Genomic DNA, 22326 nt, shown 5'->3' with positions numbered 1-22326 from the left:
GCAGGTTCTAAAACTTTTTTTCAGGTTAAATAGGAGATCTCAGCTCCTGCGGTACATTTCTCCGGGAAAATAACCAAATTTTCAAATGAAGAGCATGAAGTCCCTTTTGAAAATTCTGAACAGTGCATCAGACTGATCATTATCGGAAACGGAGTTAGGCAATCGTTATTCAGACTTATCCTTTCAAGAGGTATCAGTGTGTCGTTTTCCTGCAAAAAAATCCTGTAGTTGCCGCTTACGTAAGATCCTCCGCCGTGGTTACTGTCAGCCCTTATGGATACAGTATTGTTCTGACAGCCCAGATCCGTCAGATTTATTTTTTCCGTTTCACGAAGGAAATCCGCCGGCGAATATGACTGTCTGGTTGTAAATTTTGGCATTGGAGGTTTACCCTCTCTGCTGTAAATGGTGATCCTGTTCTGCCCGCTTGCTTCGCCTGCATTATAGGATACTGAATATCTGTAATCTTTGCCGTTTTTAAGAGCGTAAAAAAACATGAAAAGTGATTCAATGGTTCCGTCGGGGTTTTTGTGAAGTGAAAAACTTTCAATTGCAGCGGATGATTCTTCAAATCCGGCTTCTTTTGTTATTTTGGCCCAGTAGTCTGTGAGATCGCTGCTGTTGCCTGAAAGATATATTTTGTCTTCAACAGGGACAAAATAATGGACATTTCCTGTTGCGAGACTCCAGAGTGCTCCTCTGAAGATGAATGCCGTGATTATAATCAGGAATATTAAAATGACTGCAATTTCCGGTCTTTTGTTTTCTGATGGATCCATTTGTCCTGAGTTTCCTGTCTGTAAATATATATCATAGTTTGTATTCATCGATTATTTGCATGTTACCAAAATAATTTTAAAAAATTCCGCTTCAGGATTTTAACTTTTAATTCACTCTTCCTTTCATGTTTAAAATCAGCGGCCTTATCCACCTGTAATTCATTTTGTCAGTTGTGATAATCCATACGCTGATGAGTGATGTATGAGAAGAAATTTTAAGTCATAAAAGAAATACTATAATCCAGTTCTTGAGGACTCCTGTAGTGTAGCGGTCAATCATTCCGGCCTTTGGAGCCGGAAACGGCGGTTCGAATCCGCCCAGGGGTACCATTTTAATTAAAAAGTGTGGTTATTTTTGTTTTAAAGATCTGAAATGAAGTTTTTCTAAGAGATTTTGTTTACAGGAATATTCCAGTCACTCATAAATTATATTTAGTCAACATCTCATATTCGTTTTCATATATTAAAATGAATAGACTGAATGATTTTTTCTCATTTTCAGAAATTTCTGATTCGTATTTGTCAATTGCATCTTGAACAATTTCTCCTGTACTGGCTCTCATCTTTGCCAGAAATTCTGCAAAAATATAGTAATTATATATGTTTTCAGAAATTTTTCTGGACGTAATACTTATTTTCAATAAAGCATTTACAGCTTTTGATGTTGTATATTCAAGCTCTTTTTGAGCAGTTTTATGAGACACATTTGCAATTACATATTTTACAATTAATTCTGTTTTCTCAAGTTTCAAACCAGTAGTCATTTCATGAATATATGCGAATGCATTTGATACTAATGTGGGTACCTTGGAAAGATCCTTTTCATTGGTTGTTTTTTCATAGATCTCCAGAATTGATAATACTGCATTTGTTGTCCCTAATTCAAAACCCATCTTTCCAGATGATTCGCCAATATTTCGAAGCGCATTTATTACATCTGATGTTTCATCTTCAAGTCCTTCTTTGGCAGATATCTCCCCAATTATTTTGAGAATATATATTGCATTTGATGTTGCATCTTCATTTTCATTTTCTATAGATTTGATTGCGATATTTTCAAGTGCAAATACTACTTCTGATGCTGCTAATGTGAGGGTCTTCGCTATCGATAACATTCCAATCTTTCCAATTGAAAGTATTATTCTGTTTGTTACCTCTGCAAGACATAAGTATGTGGATTCGCTGATATTTTCAAGAGCAAGTAATAACTCTGCCGTTGAGTTTTTAAACTCTTTTTTTGCAGATTCCAGTCCAACAATGCGGATTGTAGTTATTACTTTTAATGTTGCATCTTTAAGACCCTTATCTGCGGATTTCACACCAATATTTTGAAGTACATCTGATAAGTTCGATATCGCGTCTTCAAATCCCCTCTCAGCTGCAAAAACTCCAAAATTTCCTGCCGTATGTGCGAGAAAACCTACAATTTCCTCATCATCATTATTGATGGCGGCAACAGCACACCTCTCAAGATAAGAGCAGAATATTTTAGATATTTCATTACTCCTGTTTTCACCGGCCTGATTCATTATAGCCTCAACGCGTTTTTCCACTGCATTAAGTCCGGCTCTTGTAGTGGTAATATCATATTTTGCGATTGCGGAATGAATTATATCAAAAACCGGTTGAAAAGGGCTTTTGTTCTCATTTAGGATATTAGATTCATTTATCTCATCTGCAAGTTTCTCAATTATTGTTTCAGGTTTCAGAAGTGAAATGGTGCTTAACATATAGGGAATCAATGCGAATACTGAAAAAACCCCTGAAACATATGCAAAATATACAAGTTCCTCAAAAGAGAGGCCTAAAAAAGCAGGACTGCTGTTTACAGTTCCATATGAAAAGACCCCAGTTCCGACAGAAATCTCATAAAACGATATTTCCAGTGACTTGAGGATGAAAAGCCCGTAACATATGAGAACAGCGTAAATGAAAAGAAGAATCCACATATCAGGATTCTTTTTCATTATGTCAATCACACGCGGTGAATATGAACCTGCACTCAGTTGGACTGCAACAAGTGTCAGGGTAATTACTATGGATATTATCGCTGCCTGCCCCTGAACGAGAGCACTTAACATGTATCTTGCGTTATCGATATTTGTTTGTGAAAAACCAGTGACTCCGAAGATAAGAAAAACCAGAGCGCCGACAAATACAAAAAGAACTGCATATTTCAATGAACAGGTCATCCATGATTTTAACAGGGAACGATAACCGGAAAAAAAGGCGGATATTTCATTTATATATTTATCCAGTTCGCCTTGTCCTGCTTCCATTATGTTTAATTTCGGGTTTTTAGTTAAATAATTTCTTTTTTATTTATCCGTAATGAAAATGTATTTTTAAGGTTTTTTTGAACATTACCTGCAAAAAATCCCCTATAAATATAATCAGAACTGAAAGAATTCGTAAAATCTCCTGGAATCCCCCGGTTACGTAAAAAAAGAGAAAAAAACCTAACAGGACGAAAAAATCTTAAGTATCTCATCCCGCTTTGGTGCAAGTGCCTTTGCAATCTCCGCCACATATCTACCTTGTGTCCGTGCACCTGAAAGCTCGTTTTCTGAAGGCATCCTCTCTCCTGCACTGCCTGTAATCGTTGATGCACCGTATGGTGAACACCCTGTAATCTCATCCATTTTTGACTGCCCTTCAAAAAGATACGGAAGGCCTGCAATAATCATCCCGTGGTGCTGAAGAGTGATCTGCGTTGTTAATATGGTTGACTCCTGTCCGCCGTGCTGTGTGGCAGAAGAGGTAAACACGGAACCCACCTTCCCAGTAAGGCCGCCTGTCTTCCACAGACCGCCTGTTGAATCCAGAAACTGCCTCATCTGCCCGCACATATTCCCAAACCGTGTCGGGGTTCCGAATATGACAGCATCTGCTCTGGAGAGTTCATCCCGTTTAATCTCGGGAATTTTTAAAAAATCCTCCTGAAATGCTTTTGCACCCGTCATAACCAAAACCTCTTCCGGCAGAGTCTCCGGCACCCTGTACATCCGCGGAGTGCACCCGGCATCCCGTATACCCTCACAAACAGCCTCGGCAAGTTTGTGCATATGCCCTGTCATCGAATAGTACACAACAAAAATTTTAGGACCCAAATCAGATATCCCCCGTCATTAGAAAATCCGATGTATCTGATAGTATATAGCATTGACCCGGAACTTTTGAAAACCTCAGATACGGCACAAAAATGGAAAATATGTATTATTTTATTCCGGTCCGACAACTTCGTCTACAAAAGAACTCATCTGGGCAAAAAGCATTGGATCAAGACCACCGTCAACTGCAAGAATAGCACCGCTGTCTTCAGTCTGACGGAGTCTGCTCACGGTCTGGTGAACAAACTTTGAAATCTTGTCAGACGGCAGATAAATCAGCATCGTGCTTATCGAATCCAAAAGTATGAAAGTCTTATCACCTTTTACCTGATTAATGCATTCCGATAGTGCAATTGAGAGTCCGGTCAGATCGGAAGGGCTTGCAGTGTATACATGATGTTCATCCTTTCCCGGATTTCCCCCGATAGAATATCTTGTGATGGAGTCGATGAAATAAATATTGTCATGGTCTATTCCGTTTTTGTTGTATATCTTTTCAAGCACTGTTGCCGGGAAATTGGTGGTTAACACGATTATATTATAGCCTGCCTCTTCTGCCTTTTGAATGATTTTTGTGTTGCTCGCCCTGACCTCACGTGGATCTGACAAATACAGAATTATGAGCGAATCGCCGTTAGCAGGAATCGAGAAATCCATGATTGAAAACACCTCTCACTTTGATAAAAATTCCATATATATATTCGGAATTCCCTTTTGTTTTTCAACAACCGCCGTATTCAGGTCTTTTAAATTTTCAATAACCTTCTCAGCGTTTGATGCCTGAACTGAAAGGAGCAACTTTGTCTCTTCAATGCCGATATCGCCCTTCTCTAAAAGTCTGCTAATATCATCAAGATTGTTTTTGATTATTTCAACCGGTTTTTTAAGCCTCAGTGCACTCTCCGTTACATATGCTAAAAGCTCTCTTTCCGTTTTTCTTTGCGGGGTTAGATCGTGAAGCATGAAGGAGGCACCTTTTATTATCTTTCTCTCGTCATATACCGGCTGTGCATTCATCAAAACCTCCATCTTTGTTCCGTCTTTTTTGAGAATTATTGTTTCATATCTTTCAAGAGCGATGCCGGAGACGATTTCCTCAAAAACTTTTTTGTATTCATCTTTCCTGTTTTCAGGCATCAGAATACCGATATCCTCTCCTAAAATCTCTTCTTCCGTATATCCAAAAAGAGCCGCTGCACTCTTATTCCAGAAATCGATTTTTCCATTCCCTGTTGCACTAAATATGGCATCAAGGGTGTTTTCAATGATCTCTCCCAAATGGGCTTTTCTGGCAGTTGTTTTGATTAAATCATCAATATCGGTAATAATGTGGATTGCACCGATAACATTCCCGTTTTCATCATTTATTGGATCAACAGCTACAAGGTACCATTTTTCATCCATTTTAAGCTTGTAGCTCTCTCTCTTTTTGGAGTCCATCGCTTTTACAAATGGACACCCTTCAATGAAAGCGGTTGTTTTGTGAACAATCTCATAACAGTGATGACTGTCAAGTATCTCTTCAACAGACATGCCGAGAAGTTTTGCCGAAGCTTCATTTGCAAGCAGTATTTCACCTTCATGTGTCAAAAGAAATACCGGGTCTTCAATTGCATTGTAGGTCATCTGCCATATTGTGTCGGGGCTTTGCCTCTGATTTTTTGCCCACTCCCTTAGTTCTTCAATACTTTTTGATAAAGTCATTATTTCACCATTCCAGTCAGGAAAATATATCGGGATTACTGGTTTTTTGAGGACATCGCTGACTCCTGCTGATATCCCACTCAAAAATGTCTGCTTATAATTTCAGCTTCTATATTCTGAATTGATTTTTGGTGTTAAAAACTGTTTTGTCAGTAACAATTTTCAAAATTAATAATTAGGCCTGATTAAAATGATATATTCATAAGTACTTATATCAGATAATATGGCAGACTGTTTATTGCATTATCAGGATAATATTTATGCCGGCTTTTGGTGAAGACAGAATAAAAATCTCTAATTCTGAGGATATGGAAGTTAAATGAAAATCAGTGACTTTCATCAGGAAATACCTGATGATACGCGTAGTTCGGGTTTTCTGCAGGTCTATATACTCGCTGCATATTTTTTGCTGGTCGGTATCCTTGCGGTTTTTGCCTTTTCCCCTTTAAGCGGTGAAATGGGATACATTCTTGCAAGAATGACTCCGCATCTTATGTACATACCGCTTGTTCTGACCGCTCTTTGGTATCCCAAGCAGAAAATAGCACATGTGTTCATATTCCTGGTAATATTTGCGTTTTTGTGTACAGGTTTTATTTTAAGAGGCTGGAGTCTCGACCTGATGTTCACCATTTTTACTTCCTTTATTTATATGTGGGTTTATTTTGCGATACTGGTAATCCCGCGTATACGTTATGCAGGTGAAAAAAGAACTGCGGATAAACCAATAAAAAATATTGACGGACTTTTAAGGGAAGAAAATCAAAAAGCAGATCTAATAAGCACCGCCCCGGTATCCAAAACTGTTTTACACCAGCCTGTTTTGGAAGTTTCAGTTCCCGGTGCCGAAAAAACGGCTGAAATTCCCCCTGAGAGAATAATTGCATTAATTGAATCTTTACGTGTAAATGAAAAGGATATCATTGCAAAGACATGCCTCTCAATTGAGGCGGTTGGTATCCAGGCCGAACCATATCTAATAGACGGTCTTTTAAGCGATTCACTTCCGATAAGAGAGAATTCAGCAAAAATCCTGGGCATTTTTCAGTCTGTGGATGCTGTCGGCAGCTTAATTGAGACAATGAACGATCCTTCAAAGAAAGTTCACAATGCATGCGTACAGGCACTTGCAAAGATTGGAATGCCGGCAACTGATTCACTTCTGGATTCTCTGTTTGACAAAAGATGGAAGATACGTGCCGGAAGTCTTGCAGCCTTAAGGATAATCGGTTACAGGGAGGGAATCAATCAGATTGCGGCTCTTCTCGCTGATGAAAACCACTATGTCAGAAAGGAGGCTGCCAAATCACTTGGAAGAATAGGGGACAGGAGTGTATCGGATCTCCTCTGCGATGTTCTTTTTGATGAATTCAGGGGGGTCCGGCTTGCGGCTGTGACTGCACTCGGGAGAATCGGAGATGACAAGGCAGTCATTGATCTGTTATCACTTTACACCAATGAAAAAGATCCTGAAGTCAGGGAAAGGGTAATTGAATCCCTCAGCATGATCGGCACTCCTGCTGCATATGAGGCGATAAAGGTTGCAGGAAAAGATCCCAATGCCGAGATTCGGAAAATTGTTGAGGATTACCTGAATGAATAAACCATTTCTTGTGTTGCGTTTCTAAAACCGTGATTTCCGGTTTTAAAAAATCCAAAAAAAGAACCTGAAATATGATTGATGGTCCGGATAAATCCCCGGACAAATAACTGAATTTCTTTTATAACTTATGCTTTTTTCCGATAATCTTCCACGGGTACGGGACGATTATAAAGAGTGCGATTGCAATCACAATCGGGATAATCAGGTATGAAAGTGCCTCAATAACTGATGTCAGGTCTGCAATATATCCTGTGATGGCAACACCAAGACCCCCTGCCCCTACGGCAAATCCGAGCATCAGACCGGATACAGTTCCGGTTCCCTTTGGTGCAAGTTCGTGCGACATTGCAATCGTTACCGAGAATGTCGACCAGAGCAGATAGCCAAATGCAAACAGTGCAAGAACCGACACTAAACCTTTTGTTCCAAGGAAGAGGAAGAATGCAGGAATTGATGCAATAAGTCCAAAAAGCGTGTACTCCTTTCTTCCATACCTGTCAGACAGGCCTGCCCCGACAACCTGGCCGATTACACCTGCGATGAGCATCATTGAAGTGATTATATTTGCAGTCACAAGTGAGAATCCCTGGCTGTGAAGGAATGTCGGAAGGTATGCAATCGATGCAAAAATTACCCACGAGCGAAATGCCGATGCTATCACAAGGAGGGATACAGGCAGATACGGAAACTTTTTATTTTCATCCGGGCTTTTGCTTTTTTCATCACAATTCCGGTTTTCCGGCAAAGATACGGGCGAGAGTATCCTCTTAAGCATAAGAGCAGTCAGCAATCCCGGGATGAAGAGAAGTACAAGGCCTTTTAGTCCGAAAAGGGCAACAGCAGATCCTGCAAGAAGCGGGCCGATTGCAAAACCTAGGTTTCCGCCTACAACAAAAAGCGATGTAAGTTTTCCTCTGTCCTTTCCTTCTGCAAGACGGCTTACAAGCCCAAGGGCTCCGGGGTGAAAGAATGCATGTCCGAGAGCTGCTCCTACTGCAAAGAGCAGAATCATATAATAATTACTCTGGACAAGCCCCACAAACGACATAAAAAAGGCGGAAAAAAGAATTGCCACTGTAACCGGAATTTTTATGTTTTTATTATCATACAGCCATCCGATAACAGGCTGCGTAAAGGAAGAGGAGAGATTGTAAACGGTTACTAAAAGTCCTGCAAGAAAATATGAATATCCGTTTTGAATGATTAAAAGCGGAAGAATTGCAGGAAGAACAGGTGAATATATATCATTAACAAGGTGTGCGGATGACAGGCCCAGAATTGACCTAACTTTCTCTTCCATTGAATATCGTTTATATTTTTATCATCCTGACTATTTCAACCTCTATATCGACGCACTCCCTTGTATGATGGGCATATGTGTGTTTCATCGGGAAACTGCATGATATGGTCTCGTCAATTTCAGCCCTGCCCTTTGTGTATGACTCTAAAAATTTCAGTGAGCCTTTGTTGAATATACCATAGACAACATCCCCGCATCTTAAGGCAGCGTCAATAAAAGGCCTGTCGGCATATTTGTTCTGTGCACCAAAAGGCGGATTCATGACAACGGTGTCAAAGGGTGTGCATTCAAATGTATTGATGTCTGCAACCTGAAATTCCACATCGGCATGAAGCTTTTTTGCATTCCTCTCAGCAATTTCTATTGCCGATCTGTCAATGTCTACTCCGAGAACATAATCGGCCTTTAGTAGAGATGCGCCGACTGACAAAACGCCTGTGCCGCATCCCGGGTCATATACACTGAGACCTTCAATATCCCCTTTCATGAAGGCATGGAACAAAAGTCTTGCCGCAACAACAGCGGGAGTTTTGTACTGCTCAAGTGAGACATCCGGTTTTTCAAATCCCTCGAGGCTTTCAAGCTTTATCTCAAGCTGTCTGAGTTTCAGGTTTTACACATCCTAATTTTTTAGATAATCTGGTCTATCTCGTAATCTTCCCAGTCACGAACACCGCAGACGATTTCAAACTCCTGCGGTGAGAGCATGGGTTTTGGAAATCTTGCCTGATCGTCATATGCAAGACGGGGGCATGCTGTATTTACGTATGCGTCAAAACCGAGATTTAAAAGGGCATCCGGTGTCACTTCATGAATGAATACAATGAAAGCCTTATCAGAGAGGCTCTCAAGCCTTTTTGCAATATCAAGTCTTTTCTGGCCTGACTTTTTGCTGACAATGATTCCAAAGGATTCGGCTTCTTTAGCCTTTTCAATCCTTGCAAATCTCTGCCTTAAAAGTTTAGAGGCATCAACAATCTCTGCTTTTTTCGTGTACGGGTCAAATGCCACCACACGCTTTTTTGTTGCAAGCCGAACTCCGAGCGGATGAAAAACGCCTGTTCCTATGAACAGTATCTCATCTGCCCCTGTGTTTTTTGCCGACTCAAACGTGCATCCAAGGACCTGGCCGTCATACGGGGTTCTTTCGCTGCCCTTTGCAATCAGACCTGTTATGCCGTGTTTTTTTAGAAATTCTTTGATCTCAGGGAGCTGATGGACATGCTGAATCGTTGTCACAAGCCCTACCTCTTTTTTTGTCAGGTGTGGCAGGACTTCTTCTAATGCTTCAATATCGATATCTCTCCTGAGATATTCATACAAAACATCCTCACGGCTGTCAACCGGTGCATGACCGTAGTGGATCAGGATGTCGGCATCTTTTAAGAGATCAAGATCAAGGTCGCATGCACCCCAGCATGGTTCGCCTGAAATTATAACTTCATATCCGCGTTCTCTTAAATCTGTGGCAAAAGAGCAGGCTTTCCTTTTGAGGCCCTCTGGAAACTGGAGGGCGACTTTTTTAGCTCCTGTTTTTTCAAGCCTTAAAAAAATATCAGAAGTTGGTTTTGAGGACATTTACTCCGGATTCCGTAACTTCAATCTCGACAAGGAACTTGTAGTCCCTGCCGATATCACACTCGCCTCGTTTAATGACGACTAAAACATCCTTCACATCAGCGCCTTTCTGCTCAAGTCCCTTCAGGATTGCCTTCATTGTTCCGCCTGTTGAGAACACGTCATCGATTACAACAACCTTTTCGCCTTCCTTAATGCTGTTTAAGTAGAGCTCGCCTTTTGAGTATCCGGTTGTCTGGTGGAGTGCAATTTCTCCCGGGAGTTTGTATTCGCGTTTTCTGATGATTGTCATCGGGATATCTGTCATAAAAGGAGAGAGCCACTCCTATGTGAATCCCCATCGCCTCTGCGACAACGATTTTGTCAACGTCCTTTAGATCAAGGTTTCTGATCATAAGGGTTGCTACCTCACGTAAGAGTGCCGGGTCAATTACAGGGACTCCGTCGCTTATTGGGTGTATGAAATAATTGTATTCTCCCCTCTTTACGATGGGGCATGTTTCAAGTGAATTTACAAGTCTGTCAAACATTTACATTTCTCCGATTGCTGTTAAAAATTCGTCAATTGTGTCTTTGGTAACGTGCGGCATGCACACTGTTCTCATATGGCCGAGCCTTGTTCTTGAGACCTGCCAGCCTTTTGGTGTTTCATCACAGCAGAATGATGCGACGTTTACCTCAGGCATTGTTGCAACAGGGTACCCTGCATTTTCCATTCCCTTTATGATTCTCCGGGTGTTTTCCATGCATGAATCAACGATCTTTGCCATTCCCTCTTCTCCGAGGAAATCAAGTACTGCAAGGGCGCCTGCAACTGAGGCTCCGGGTCTTGTGCCACAGAGTGTGCACTCCTTTTGAACAGTCAGATAGGGGGTGTCAACCTCGGTTGAGTGAAAGTATGAAGGATCCCTGACAAGAAGACACCCTGCTGGAATTGTTGACATACCCATCTTATGGGGGTCTACGGAAAGACTCGACACACCGGCGAGTTCAAAGTCAAACTTTGATGTGTGCGGGACAAAGGGGAGAACAAGACCTCCGAATGCAGCGTCAACATGGAGGAAAATATCCCTGTCAGATGCGATGTCAGAAAGGGCTTCAATCGGGTCAACTACACCGTATTCTGTTGTGCCTGCAACTCCGACGAGGCAGACGGTGTTTTTGTCTATCTTCTCCTCAATTTTTTCCGCATCCATTCTGAATTTGTCATCCGAAGGGACTGTCCGAATCTCCATTGCAAGAATATCAGCCGCCTTATCAAAGGAGAAATGAGCGGATTCCGGAACAACTACATTAGGGCATTTTGAATTGCCGAGTTTTCTTGCAATCCTTAATGCCTGAATATTTGATTCTGTCCCTCCCGATGTTGAATATCCGCATGCCTTTTTGTGGTGGAGAAGTGTTCCCAGCCTTTCAACAAGCATCTCCTCAATTGAGGCTGTGCCCATGAAAAGACCCGGGTCTCCGAGGTTTGTTTCAATAAACATATTGTGGGCACGGACGGCAACGGGGTGGGGAATTGTGCACATCGAGCTTAGAACTTTGTTGTAGGCTCTGTCGTTTTCCTTGACTGAAGAGAGAAAAGAGAAGAGTTCTTCTTCAGAACAACCCTTTTTATGCATAATTAAAATTCACTTTTTTAGTTTCTTCTTGCAGCATCCAGAATCATTTTAAGCTCTGTTTTTGCTGCTGTTTCACGGATTTTTGGTACTGCATCGATATTTGCGGAAACGCTTGTGATGCCGGTTTCAATTAGCCATTTGACCATTTCAGGATCGCTTCCTGCCTGGCCGCAGATTGAACACTCGACTCCTCCCATGCGGCAGCGTTCGATTGCGTATTTGATGAGTTTTAAGACTGCAGGGTGTTTTGGATTGTACATCTCTGCAACATTCTGGTTGTTTCTGTCGATTGCAAGAGTGTACTGGATAAGATCGTTTGTTCCAAATGATGCAAAGTTGATTCCTGCCTTTATGAAGTCTTCAACAAGTATTGCACTGCTTGGGATCTCAATCATAATACCGAGAGTTCTGTTATCCACATCCACACCAAACTCTCTCATCATCTCCTTTGCTGCGATGAACTCGTCAGGGTGTCCTACAAGCGGGAACATAATTCCGAGATTGTCGTATCCTGCATCCCAGAGTTTTTTGAATGCCTCAACCTGAAGCCTGAACTGATCCCTGCTCTGGAGATCACGACGGATACCTCTCCATCCGAGCATCGGGTTGTGCTCATCCGGCTCATCCTCTCCGCCCTTCATGTTTCTGAACTCATCGGTCGGTGCGTCAAGAGTTCTTACCCATACAGGCTTTCCGTTGAATTCGTCCATTACTGTTTTTATGCCTGTGTAAAGCTCGTTTATGAATTCATCCTCTTTTTTGTTTCTGATGAACCATCCAGGAGTTTTACCAAGGCCTAAGATCAGGTGTTCGATTCTTAAAAGTCCTACACCGTCTGCACCTGTTGCAGCCGCACGCTTTGCAGCTTCAGGGAGTGAGACGTTGACTTTTATGCTTGTTGCAGTGATGATTGGTGCAGGAGCAAATCCTCCTGTGACTGCCTGAGGTGTTTGTGCCTCCTGTTTTCTTGAAATGCTGCCTTCAAAGACAAGACCCTTTTCTCCGTCGATTGTTACAATCTGACCTTCTTTAAGAATGGTTGTTGCCTTCTTTGTTCCGACTGCGGCCGGTGTTCCAAGTTCACGGCTGACAATTGCGGCGTGGCAGGTCATACCTCCCTCGTCAGTGATGATTGCAGCGGATTTTCTCATTGCAGGCACCATGTCAGGGTTGGTCATCTTTGCAACCATGATGTTGCCTTCCTTAACCTTTGCAAGATCCTTAATCGTGTTTACGATTACAACTGCTCCGGTTGCGATACCAGGTGATGCACCCTGTCCTTCAAGAAGAATATTCTCTCCTCCTTCCACTTTCACAGCTCCTTTTGATGTATTGTTGTTTATGGTGGTGATCGGACGTGACTGGAGAATGTATATTGTGTCGCCGACAATTCCCCATTCGACATCCTGCGGGTTTTCATAGTGGTCTTCTGCAATCTTTGCATATTTTGCCAGCTTTGCAATCATTTCATCAGAAAGCACAGGTGCGTCCTGTCTGTCTTTTGAAACCTCAATTTCCTTTGTTCCGTGTTCACCGTCAGGGATGATTTCAACAACCTTGTTTGCGATGTAGCGGTCTACCACGTGTTTTGATTTCTGGTCAAACACATAGTTGTCCGGTGAAACGATTCCTGATACTACTGCTTCACCAAGACCCCAGGACCCTTCGATTATTGTTGTTGACTCTCCGGTAACGGGGTGTGAGGAGAACATAACGCCTGCCTTTTCGGAATAAACAAGTTTCTGGACAACTACTGCAATATCAACACTGCGGTCGTCAAATCCCTGCTTTGCACGGTAGTAAATGGCGCGTGCACCATAGAGGGATGCCCAGCAGTCCTGAATAGCCTGGAGAAGTGCCTTTTCCCCTTTTATGTTAAGGTATGTCTCCTGCTGGCCGGCAAAACTTGCATCGGGCAGGTCTTCGGCTGTTGCACTTGAACGGACTGCAACCACGGTGTTGTCGCCCATGTCCTTGTAAGACGCGAGGATGTTCTCTTTTATTGTGTCGGGCATCTTTGCCGCTCTTACAAAGCGCATGACTTCCTGTGCTGTTGCCTCAAGTTTTTCGGCATCATCAACATCGAGTTCTTCGAGCTTTTCGAAGAGTTCATCTTCGATTCCGCTCTCGATAAGGAAACGGCGGAATGCCTGTGCTGTCACAACAAATGCCGGAGGGACAGGGAGTCCGACTGATGTCATTTCACCAAGTGATGCTCCTTTTCCACCAACTGAAGGTATATCTTCTTTTTTGATATCTGCAAGCCACAGAATGTCTGGCATATTACTCATGCTAAAAAACCACCTGTTGTATAAGGTTGTGTACTATCTATTACTATTAGTCTAAATTATGTTTGTCAAAAGTGTCCGTACCTGAAGGGTTTTTTTTAATGATGTCAGGATGAAAATGTCTGACAAAATACATTAATTTTGGGTAATGTTGTAAAAACAATGAATAGCTCTTATGCTCAAATGAATACGGGGACTTTTACGTGAGCTATAAAGTGCTTGTTAGCGACCCTCTTGCAGAAGAGGGAGTGGATATTCTTCGCGGTTTTTGCGAAGTAGATGTTAAGACCGGACTTGATGAAGACGAGATCATCAAGATTATCGGCGAATATGACGGCCTTTTGGTCAGAAGCGGAACTCAGGTCACTGCAAAGGTGATTGAGGCAGCAGACAAACTCAAATTCATCGGGCGTGCCGGTGCCGGTGTGGACAATATTGATCTTGATGCGGCAACAAAGCGCGGAATTATTGTTGCAAATGCTCCTGCCGGAAATACTCTTGCGGCATGTGAGCACACTCTTGCAATGATGATGTCCCTTTCCCGCAATATTCCACAGGCGACAGCGTCTGTTAAGAAGGGTGAGTGGAAGCGCTCTGCATTTATGGGTGTTGAGTTAAACGAGAAGGTTCTGGGAATTGTCGGATTTGGAAGAATCGGACAGGAACTTGCAAAGCGTGCAAATGCACTTGAGATGAAGGTTGTTGCATATGATCCTTACATTAATGTTGAAAGGGCAAAGGAGCTTGGTGTTGAGGTAAAGACACTTGAAGAGCTTATTCCTGTTGCCAACTTCATTACAGTGCACACACCTCTCATTAAAGAGACACGCCACATGATCAATTCCGATTCAATCTCTAAAATGAAGGACGGAGTCAGAATTATTAACTGTGCACGTGGTGGAATTATCAATGAGGATGACCTCTACGATGCAATCGTGGCAGGAAAGGTCGCAGGTGCGGCACTTGATGTGTACGAGGAAGAGCCTCCGCACAGCTCAAAGATTGTCACACTTGACCAGGTCATTACAACACCTCACCTTGGTGCTTCAACAGTCGAGGCACAGCAGAATGTTGCTGTTTCGGTTGCAAAGCAGTGCATAGAGGTATTAAAGGGCGGCTCTGCAAAGTTTGTGGTAAACGCACCTATGGTTCCTCCTGACCAGCAGGACAGGATCGAGCCGTATGCAAGACTTGCACAGAAGATGGGAAAACTTCTGATTCAGCTTGTTGAAGGAAGGATTGAATCCGTTGAGATTGAATACGGCGGAAAAGCTGCTGATCTCGGACGCGGTTCAAAGTATGTCACAAGGCTTGCCTTAAAGGGCATTCTTGATCCTATTCTCCAGACTCCTGTCAACATTGTAAACGCTGAGTTTGCCGCAAAAGAACGCGGTATCAAAGTCTCAGAAACAATCACAAAGGAATCCGAAGGATTTGCAAATCTTGTCACAATAAAGATCACAACAGACAAGATGGCTGAGAGTGTAAGCGGAAATGTTTCATCACCTGAAAAGATCAGAATCGTTAAAATCGGCGAATACATGACTGATATGACTCCAGGCGGGGATGTGATTATTTCACGCCACCATGATGTTCCTGGTGTAATCGGCAGGTTTGCAACAATAACCGGTCAGCACAATATCAACATTGCAGGAATGCAGGTTGGAAGAAACAAGCCCGGTGAAGAAGCAATCATGGTTTTGAATGTGGATTCTGCTGTTCCTCAGGAAGCAATGGATGAAATCCTGAAGATTGAAGGCGTTTTCACAGCAAAATATGCTCATATCTAAATCAGAAATTAAATGCTGACAAACAACGGGAAATATTAAAAAATCCCAAAAAATATTTCTATTTTTTCCGTTTTAAATGATATTTTTTAAGGAAATTCATCCGTAATTAAAGATTAACGAATAGTGGTTCTTCTCTTCATGCAATAAATCCACCCTTTGGTTTCCTTTGATGTCTGTAAATTCATTTTCATATTTACAGCGACAACGGATAGCCGGCAATGGTAAATATCATTCAGTCATGCCTTTTCTGATGATTTTTATTTCTCTGTATATTCTTTGAATTTTAATTTTGCCTCTCTTTTGACGCTATTTGCAACCTCTTCTTTGTCTGTATGGAGATCTGCTCTGAAATCCCTGATTTTGTCCATAAACCGTATATTGGTTTATGGTAGCGCCGCTGCCAAGATTAAACATTTTAACAGGGGATACCTATCTGTTAATATGAGGATTCTGTCATTCTTTTCAATGATGGCTTCACTGCCTGCATTTCTTGGTCTTTTGCATGAGAAACTCTACGGTGAGTCTTCTACGTGTGAAACGGACGATTCAATTCTGTTTCTGATTTCAAAAACCGAGAGGTCTTTTGATGAATTCCTGAAGAGTTTTCTCCTTATTTTTGGTTCATCTGTAATCAGTATGGTTTCAGAGCCCCCTGATGCCGAAAAACGTGCTGATGCAATTTTTGAAGAGTTTAAACAGAATTATCATAATTTTGTAACGGATTTCAGAATGCTTCTTGACGCAATCAACTCCCGAAAGGGCAGTTTAAAAGAGTCCCTTGGTGCCGACTGGTTTAGGATAGAGACGCTGAACACCGCATTTTCAAAGCCTTCTGTTGACTGGGATTATGTCTGCGAGAAAAAGTCGCTTCTGTTGGATAATGCCATCCTTAAAAACGAAAGAAGGTTCAACTCAAGGATAACCGGCAGGATGAAAGACTTTGCAGAATCAGAGTTTGGCATGCATGACTTTATGCCACTATCAATAATGTCTGAGATTATGGAAAATTCAGGTTTTCTAAACTCAGCCGCAGATTATGTCATGAATCTGATATCATACGGCGAAGATGAAAAAAACAGGTGAATATGATAAAAAATACTGAAAAATTATTTTCTGCACTTTAACTAAACCGTTTAAAACCAGATTAAAAAATATTTTTAAAAGAGGTATTCATGCTGAAATTATTGATTTCAGCCGTATTTTTTTCATTTCAAGGAAATTCATTATTTTATCACGGTTAATGTTGTTTCCGATTCCTTTAATGTTACAAATGAAGTAAACAGAGAAAAGTGTCAGAATACAGACATTACTGATTGTAATTGCCGTGAATATCCAGGTTATATTCCCAAGCAGTGCAAGGAAAAATCCCATGCACCTTATGCCACAACTGAGGCTGGTTACAAGTATTGCTCCTGAGATTCCAAAGAGCATACCAATGATTTCAACATTTGCAATTCCGAACGTTTCTCATACCTTCTTTTTTTGTATAAACACAAGGTTTGCAGGGTAAGAGATAAAGGTGATCCAGGGTCTTGACATAAACATATGATTTGATACAAAATCCTGGAAATTCCGGATTATTCCAATAAATATTTTAGAGAATACGAAGGTGACGCGCAAAATGAATGTGTGGTGGCAGTGCCCTGTATGGCCTTTGAAATACCCTGTATTTATCGTTATTATGTGCGGTGTGGTTTTGATATTGGCTTTTTTGGAATATTGTCCTCTTAGGTTTGGCTTTTATGGTGAATATTGTATGTTTTATTTATACCTTATCAAACGTCTGTGCTGCAAAAGGGTGCGGCATCCTCGGGGTTTTGCCTGTTGATTTTGGTTTTTAAAAAGAATTTTTGCAGATATCCCATTTTAAAAGAATTTATCTGGTTATTTAATTGGCATCCCTTAAAAGCGGGCATGTCATGCAGTGACTTCCGCCTCTTCCCCTTCCAAGTTCCGAGCCTTCTATCGTTATCACTTCAATTCCTGCATATTCCATATTTCTGTTTGTATAGGTGTTGCGTTCATATGCTATCACAACTCCCGGGCGTATTGCAAGGATATTGTTTCCGTCATCCCACTGCTCCCTTTCGGCTTCATAACTGTTTCCTCCTGTCGGAATTATATGGAGCCTGTCAATATCAAGGGCATCTTCGATGGCATCTGTAAATGAGGCCTCTTCCCTGACTTTGAAATGCTCATCATTTTCCGAGGGTATCAGGCTGTAAGTCAGGGAATTTTTGAATACTTCAGGGTAGAGTGTTGCGATGTCTTTGTCAAGCATCGTAAAAACGGTGTCAAGGTGCATATGTGATCTGTCGTTTCCAATCTGGCAGACGATAACCCTTTCAGCCGCATTATTCAAAAAGAGTTTTTTTGCCAGGCATTCAACGGCTTCAGGTTTGGTTCTCTGGCTGAGTCCGACCAGCAATGTTTTTTTTCCGACAGGCATCAGATCCCCCCCCTCTATTGATGAATAAGGATGTTTTCCTGTCTCAAAAGTGCATCCTGTGCCGCTTTCCAGATTCCAGTATTCAAAATCCGCTCCTTTAAACATGGAATGATTTTTACAGATGATTTCTGAATTTAAAACCTCACGCTGTCTTCCGGGCCAGTACATCATGTTGAAATTCACACCATTATAAATCCATGAAGAAGAATCCCTTGTGTAAATGGTGTTTGGCAGAGGTGTGAGTATGAAATCATCAGGTCTTTTTGCTGCGGCGGTAAGAGATCTTCTAAAGATGGAGTCAGTTTCGGATGAAAGTCCTTCAGAGAGTGTCATCCCGCCAATAAGGTGATGGGAGAGAGTTTCTGGGTCCATTTCATACATTTCATTTTTAATCCTCTCAGAAAGCGATACCCCTACTGTTTTTTCACTGATTATACCATCAATCAGGTTTATTTTTGCATTCGGACTTTCAGAAAATGTTTCTGACAAAAGATCAGAGAGATAATATACGGATACGCCGTGCTCCCGCATTATGTCAGTAAATGCATTGTGCTCTTCTATGGCTCTGTCCACCCAGAGCACGTCGTCAAAAAGAAATTCATTGTGGTTTGCAGGAGTAAGTCTCCTTAAACTTAAGTCGGGCCTGTGGACAATAACTTTTCTTAGCTTTCCGGTTTCTGAAAAAACACCTGTTTTATTCATATTTAATTTCCCCCCAAGCTTCAGAATCCTAATCCTGAAGTTTTACATTTGTACCGGCAGTTCCCTCAACCATTTTTTCGATGTCGCTTAGAGCTCCAATCACTGCCCTTTTACCTTTCTGTCCTCCAAAATTGGATGCAGCGGTTATTTTTGGCCCCATCGAACCTGCCGGGAAGCTGAATTTTTTAAGTTCTTCGGGTGTTATGTCTTTAATCAATTTCTGCTTTTCCGTCCCCCAGTCAAGATAGACTCCGTCGACATCGGTTGCCATTACCAGAAGATCCGCACCTGTTTCTGATGCGAGGAGGGCACTTGCAAGGTCTTTGTCAATTACCGCCTCGATTCCTCTGAGGATGTTTTGGTTTCCTTCTTCAAATGCGGTTGGAATTCCCCCTCCCCCTGCACATATGACGACAGTTCCCTTTTCAAGAAGCCACTTAATCGGCCTTATCTCAAAGATTCGTTTTGGTTCCGGTGACGGAACCACCCGTCTCCAGAAATTTCCGTCTTTTTTAAAAGTCCAGCCCTTTTCGAACTCAGCCTTTTTTGTTTCATTTTGAGTATAAACCGGCCCTACAAACTTCGTCGGGTTTTTGAAGGCTTTGTCATTTAAGTCAACTTCGACCATTGTTAAAACGGTGGCAAAAGGAATGTTTTCGGGCAGAATGTTTCCAAGCTCCTGCTCTATCATGTATCCTATCATCCCCTCTGTCTGGGCGTCAAGAACGTCAAGAGGGTATGATTCAACTTCCGTATAACATGATGACTGAAGTGCCAGAAGGCCGACCTGCGGACCGTTTCCGTGCGATATTATAAGTTCGTGCTTCTCTGCAACAGGTGCAAGGGCTAAAGCGGCTGTCCTTATATTCTCCCTTTGAATTTCTGCTGTTAGCGGCTGCCCTCTTTTTATAAGGGCGTTTCCCCCCAGCGCCACAACAATTCTCATTTTATGCCTTATTCTGCCGGTATGGTTAAATCACCAAGTGTGGCTACCATTATTGCTTTAATGGTGTGCATGCGGTTTTCGGCCTGATCAAAAACCACTGAAAAGTCTGATTCAAAGACTTCATCTGTTACCTCAAGTGCTTCGAGACCGAATTTTTCATAAATCTCTTCGCCTGTTTTTGTGTCGCGGTTGTGAAATGAAGGCAGGCAGTGCATGAACTTAACCTCGGGATTATTCGTCATTTTTATGACATCCATGTTGACCTGGTATGGCAAAAGAAGCTTTATCCGTTTGTCCCAGACATCTTCAGGCTCTCCCATTGAAACCCATACGTCAGTATATACAAAATCAACGCCTGATACACCTGTTTTGAGATCTTCTGTAAGGGTGAGCTTTGCTCCGGACTTTTCTGCAATCTCCCTGCACTTTAAAACAAGCTCCTCTTTGGGCCAGAGATTCTTTGGTCCGCAGATTCTGACATCCATTCCGAGTATGACGGCACCTGCCATTAATGAGTTTCCCATGTTGTTTCTGCCGTCACCAAGGTAGCAGAAACTGATCTCTTCAGGGTTTTTATCGCAGGCTTCTGTCATTGTCATAACATCAGCAAGTATCTGTGTCGGGTGGAATTCGTCAGTTAAACCGTTATATACAGGAACACCTGCATATTGTGCGAGTATTTCCACATTGTCCTGTGAAAAGCCCCGGTATTCTATTGCATCATAGAGTCGTCCGAGAACTCTTGCAGTGTCTTTCATAGACTCTTTATGGCCGATTTGTGTCCCTTCCGGTCCGAGATATGTTACATGTGCACCCTGATCGTATGCGGCGACTTCAAAGGAACACCTTGTTCTTGTAGATGCCTTTTCAAATATGAGTGCGATCTCACGGTCTTTTAAATATTTTTTCTCTTTACGTGCTTTTTTTGCTGCTTTCAGCTTTTTTGAAAGAGCTATCAGGTTTTTGATCTCTTCTGCCGAGAAATCAAGAATCTTTGTGAAGTTTCGTTTCTGCACAATTTCAGTAATTTTTTTGCCGTTTTTTTCGCTTATCTGAACTGACATTTTTTATGATTACCTCTTTTTAAAAATCCGTGAGGATATGCTTCTCTGAAGATTATACCGTTTTTTTGATAAATACAAAATATTTTTGGTTTTGCCGCGGCTTTCATCCTGAAAATGTGCCCTTTATCTGTCGGGCGGGATGTACCCCTCAATGCCAAGTTCGCCGGCAATCTCTCTTAGTGTGAGATTTTCATCTTTGCTTATCATCTTTTCTTCCTTTTTCGTAGCAATTGCAAGTGCTACATCTTCTGCAATTGAGACAATCCATCTTTTAAACTCTTCAGCCTCCCTTTCATCCGCCTTTGCCTTTAAAATCTCTGCAACCTCACTGCACAGTCCGAGGGTGTCTTCTATGTAGGCCTCCCTGTTGTTTTCAATAACTGATATTCCTGCTTCCTTTCCGGCTGCTGTCTCAGAGTCTCCTATAGCGGATTTTATCAGTTCGTTGTCCGGATATTTGGAGGCCGCCTTCTCAAATGAGGAGATGATCGCCATTTTTTCCTTTAATGTTTCAAATATCCCGTCTTTAGTGGAGAGGAGGATGCTGTGTCCTGCCATCCCTGCACATGTTATGATGTCGTCCCACTCATCTTTGGTAAAATCAGATTTGTTTGTCATTTATATTCCCCCATATATTCATGATTCTATTTTCAGGCTGACTTAAAAGCATATATTTGTTTTGTCTGATTTTTCGTTTTGGATTATTTTGATCGCAACTATTTTGATGTTATATGAGTGTAATGGTAAAAACCGGCATAATATTTATCTGGGGGTGTTTTGACTGACTGATCCGTTTATCACAGGGTATATTCTTTTCCCGGCCCTGATCTTTTTTGCAAGGGTTGCGGATGTATCCTTTGGTACGCTCAGGATTATCTTCATATCACGCGGTATGAAGTATCTTGCCCCGCTTGTAGGTTTTTTTGAGATTAGCATATGGCTTGTTGCAATAAGCCAGGTCTTAAAAGACGATGCAATGCCTCTTGCTTTTCTGGCATATGCACTCGGGTTTGCATTTGGTAATTTTGCAGGGATTATAATTGAAGAGAAGATGGCTATCGGCATCTCGGTGATAAGAGTCATTACAACCAGAAGTGGCCAGAATCTTATTGATTACCTAAAGGAGTCGGGATTTAGGACGACTGTTGCAGATGCACACGGACAGTTCGGGGAAGTCAGTATAATTTACACTGTCGTTAAAAGAAAGGATATATCGAGGGTTTTAAAGATTGTAAACAGATTTAACCCTAAAGCCTTTTACACAATTGAGGATGTCAGGAGTGCCGGGGGGCCTATGTTTGACAGCGAGACAAAAACTCATTTGAGAGGGTTTGGAAAGGTATCCCGGAAAGGAAAATAAATATGTTTATATAAATCTGTGCGGACATCTC

The 22326-nt window shown here is 41.9% G+C and carries 19 protein-coding genes, 1 tRNA gene and 1 pseudogene; 5 read left to right on the top strand and 16 right to left on the bottom strand.

The features are described from left to right. Positions 1-20 precede the first annotated feature (20 nt). Positions 21-779 (bottom strand): hypothetical protein, encoded by a 759-nt coding sequence (locus tag F1737_RS09360; RefSeq protein WP_317136318.1) that lies wholly within the window; start codon positions 777-779, stop codon positions 21-23. Positions 780-1033: 254 nt separating this feature from the next. On the opposite strand from F1737_RS09360, the gene F1737_RS09355 reads away from it, so the two are divergent. Then, positions 1034-1109 (top strand) — tRNA-Gln (locus F1737_RS09355). A gap of 89 nt (positions 1110-1198) precedes the next feature. Here F1737_RS09355 and F1737_RS09350 read toward each other — a convergent pair. From F1737_RS09350 to F1737_RS09335, 4 genes are all read right to left on the bottom strand, one after another. Beyond that, on the bottom strand, positions 1199-2971 hold the full coding sequence (locus F1737_RS09350; protein ID WP_456301632.1) for a DUF2254 family protein: 1773 nt from the start codon (positions 2969-2971) through the stop codon (positions 1199-1201). A 267-nt stretch (positions 2972-3238) separates the two neighbouring features. Then, a complete protein-coding gene (gene wrbA / locus F1737_RS09345; RefSeq protein WP_317136316.1) occupies positions 3239-3889 on the bottom strand; it encodes an NAD(P)H:quinone oxidoreductase in 651 nt (216 codons plus the stop codon). 111 nt (positions 3890-4000) lie between these two features. Next, positions 4001-4546, bottom strand: coding sequence for a DUF7504 family protein (locus F1737_RS09340; protein ID WP_317136315.1), 546 nt, complete (start codon positions 4544-4546; stop codon positions 4001-4003). A gap of 15 nt (positions 4547-4561) precedes the next feature. Next, positions 4562-5677 carry a PAS domain-containing protein gene (locus tag F1737_RS09335; protein WP_317136314.1) on the bottom strand — a complete coding sequence of 372 codons (1116 nt, stop codon included), beginning with the start codon at positions 5675-5677 and terminating at the stop codon, positions 4562-4564. Between the two features lie 235 nt (positions 5678-5912). On the opposite strand from F1737_RS09335, the gene F1737_RS09330 reads away from it, so the two are divergent. Then, complete coding sequence (locus F1737_RS09330) at positions 5913-7196, top strand: HEAT repeat domain-containing protein (RefSeq protein ID WP_317136313.1); 1284 nt, start codon at positions 5913-5915, stop codon at positions 7194-7196. Positions 7197-7314: 118 nt separating this feature from the next. On the opposite strand, the gene F1737_RS09325 is transcribed toward F1737_RS09330, so the two are convergent. The 6 genes and pseudogenes from F1737_RS09325 to ppsA form a co-directional block, all read right to left on the bottom strand. Next, positions 7315-8496, bottom strand: a complete 1182-nt coding sequence (locus tag F1737_RS09325) for an MFS transporter (RefSeq protein WP_317136312.1) — start codon at positions 8494-8496, stop codon at positions 7315-7317. A gap of 10 nt (positions 8497-8506) precedes the next feature. Then, entirely contained in the window at positions 8507-8998 is a 492-nt protein-coding gene (locus tag F1737_RS09320) for an METTL5 family protein (protein WP_317136311.1), read from the bottom strand. 128 nt (positions 8999-9126) lie between these two features. Next, complete coding sequence (gene dph2 / locus F1737_RS09315) at positions 9127-10074, bottom strand: diphthamide biosynthesis enzyme Dph2 (protein ID WP_317136310.1); 948 nt, start codon at positions 10072-10074, stop codon at positions 9127-9129. Next, positions 10052-10604, bottom strand: a pseudogene (hpt, locus tag F1737_RS09310) (hypoxanthine/guanine phosphoribosyltransferase). Before hpt ends, dph2 begins: the two are co-directional and overlap by 23 nt. After that, positions 10605-11696: a tyrosine decarboxylase MfnA gene (gene mfnA / locus F1737_RS09305; protein WP_317136309.1), complete on the bottom strand. Its 1092-nt coding sequence runs from the start codon at positions 11694-11696 to the stop codon at positions 10605-10607. 17 nt (positions 11697-11713) lie between these two features. Further along, a complete protein-coding gene (gene ppsA / locus F1737_RS09300; protein WP_317136308.1) occupies positions 11714-13987 on the bottom strand; it encodes a phosphoenolpyruvate synthase in 2274 nt (757 codons plus the stop codon). A gap of 200 nt (positions 13988-14187) precedes the next feature. On the opposite strand from ppsA, the gene serA reads away from it, so the two are divergent. Next, positions 14188-15774: a phosphoglycerate dehydrogenase gene (serA, locus tag F1737_RS09295; RefSeq protein WP_317136307.1), complete on the top strand. Its 1587-nt coding sequence runs from the start codon at positions 14188-14190 to the stop codon at positions 15772-15774. A gap of 441 nt (positions 15775-16215) precedes the next feature. Further along, positions 16216-16857 carry a hypothetical protein gene (locus F1737_RS09290; RefSeq protein ID WP_317136306.1) on the top strand — a complete coding sequence of 214 codons (642 nt, stop codon included), beginning with the start codon at positions 16216-16218 and terminating at the stop codon, positions 16855-16857. An 87-nt stretch (positions 16858-16944) separates the two neighbouring features. On the opposite strand, the gene F1737_RS09285 is transcribed toward F1737_RS09290, so the two are convergent. From F1737_RS09285 to F1737_RS09265, 5 genes are all read right to left on the bottom strand, one after another. After that, positions 16945-17205 (bottom strand): hypothetical protein, encoded by a 261-nt coding sequence (locus F1737_RS09285; protein WP_317136305.1) that lies wholly within the window; start codon positions 17203-17205, stop codon positions 16945-16947. A 457-nt stretch (positions 17206-17662) separates the two neighbouring features. Then, the gene (locus tag F1737_RS09280) at positions 17663-18925 is read right to left on the bottom strand and encodes an arginine deiminase (RefSeq protein ID WP_317136304.1); all 1263 of its coding nucleotides are present in this window, start codon (positions 18923-18925) and stop codon (positions 17663-17665) included. A 28-nt stretch (positions 18926-18953) separates the two neighbouring features. Further along, positions 18954-19871, bottom strand: coding sequence for a carbamate kinase (gene arcC, locus F1737_RS09275; protein ID WP_317136303.1), 918 nt, complete (start codon positions 19869-19871; stop codon positions 18954-18956). An 8-nt stretch (positions 19872-19879) separates the two neighbouring features. Beyond that, the gene (argF, locus tag F1737_RS09270) at positions 19880-20935 is read right to left on the bottom strand and encodes an ornithine carbamoyltransferase (protein WP_317136302.1); all 1056 of its coding nucleotides are present in this window, start codon (positions 20933-20935) and stop codon (positions 19880-19882) included. 123 nt (positions 20936-21058) lie between these two features. Continuing rightward, on the bottom strand, positions 21059-21553 hold the full coding sequence (locus tag F1737_RS09265) for a hypothetical protein (protein ID WP_317136301.1): 495 nt from the start codon (positions 21551-21553) through the stop codon (positions 21059-21061). A 163-nt stretch (positions 21554-21716) separates the two neighbouring features. Between F1737_RS09265 and F1737_RS09260 the strand changes: the two genes are divergently transcribed. Then, entirely contained in the window at positions 21717-22295 is a 579-nt protein-coding gene (locus F1737_RS09260; protein ID WP_317137889.1) for a DUF2179 domain-containing protein, read from the top strand. Positions 22296-22326: the final 31 nt, after the last annotated feature.

Source organism: Methanoplanus sp. FWC-SCC4, from assembly GCF_032878975.1.
Lineage (GTDB): Archaea > Halobacteriota > Methanomicrobia > Methanomicrobiales > Methanomicrobiaceae > Methanochimaera > Methanochimaera problematica.
This window is presented reverse-complemented; position numbering and strand designations above follow the sequence as displayed.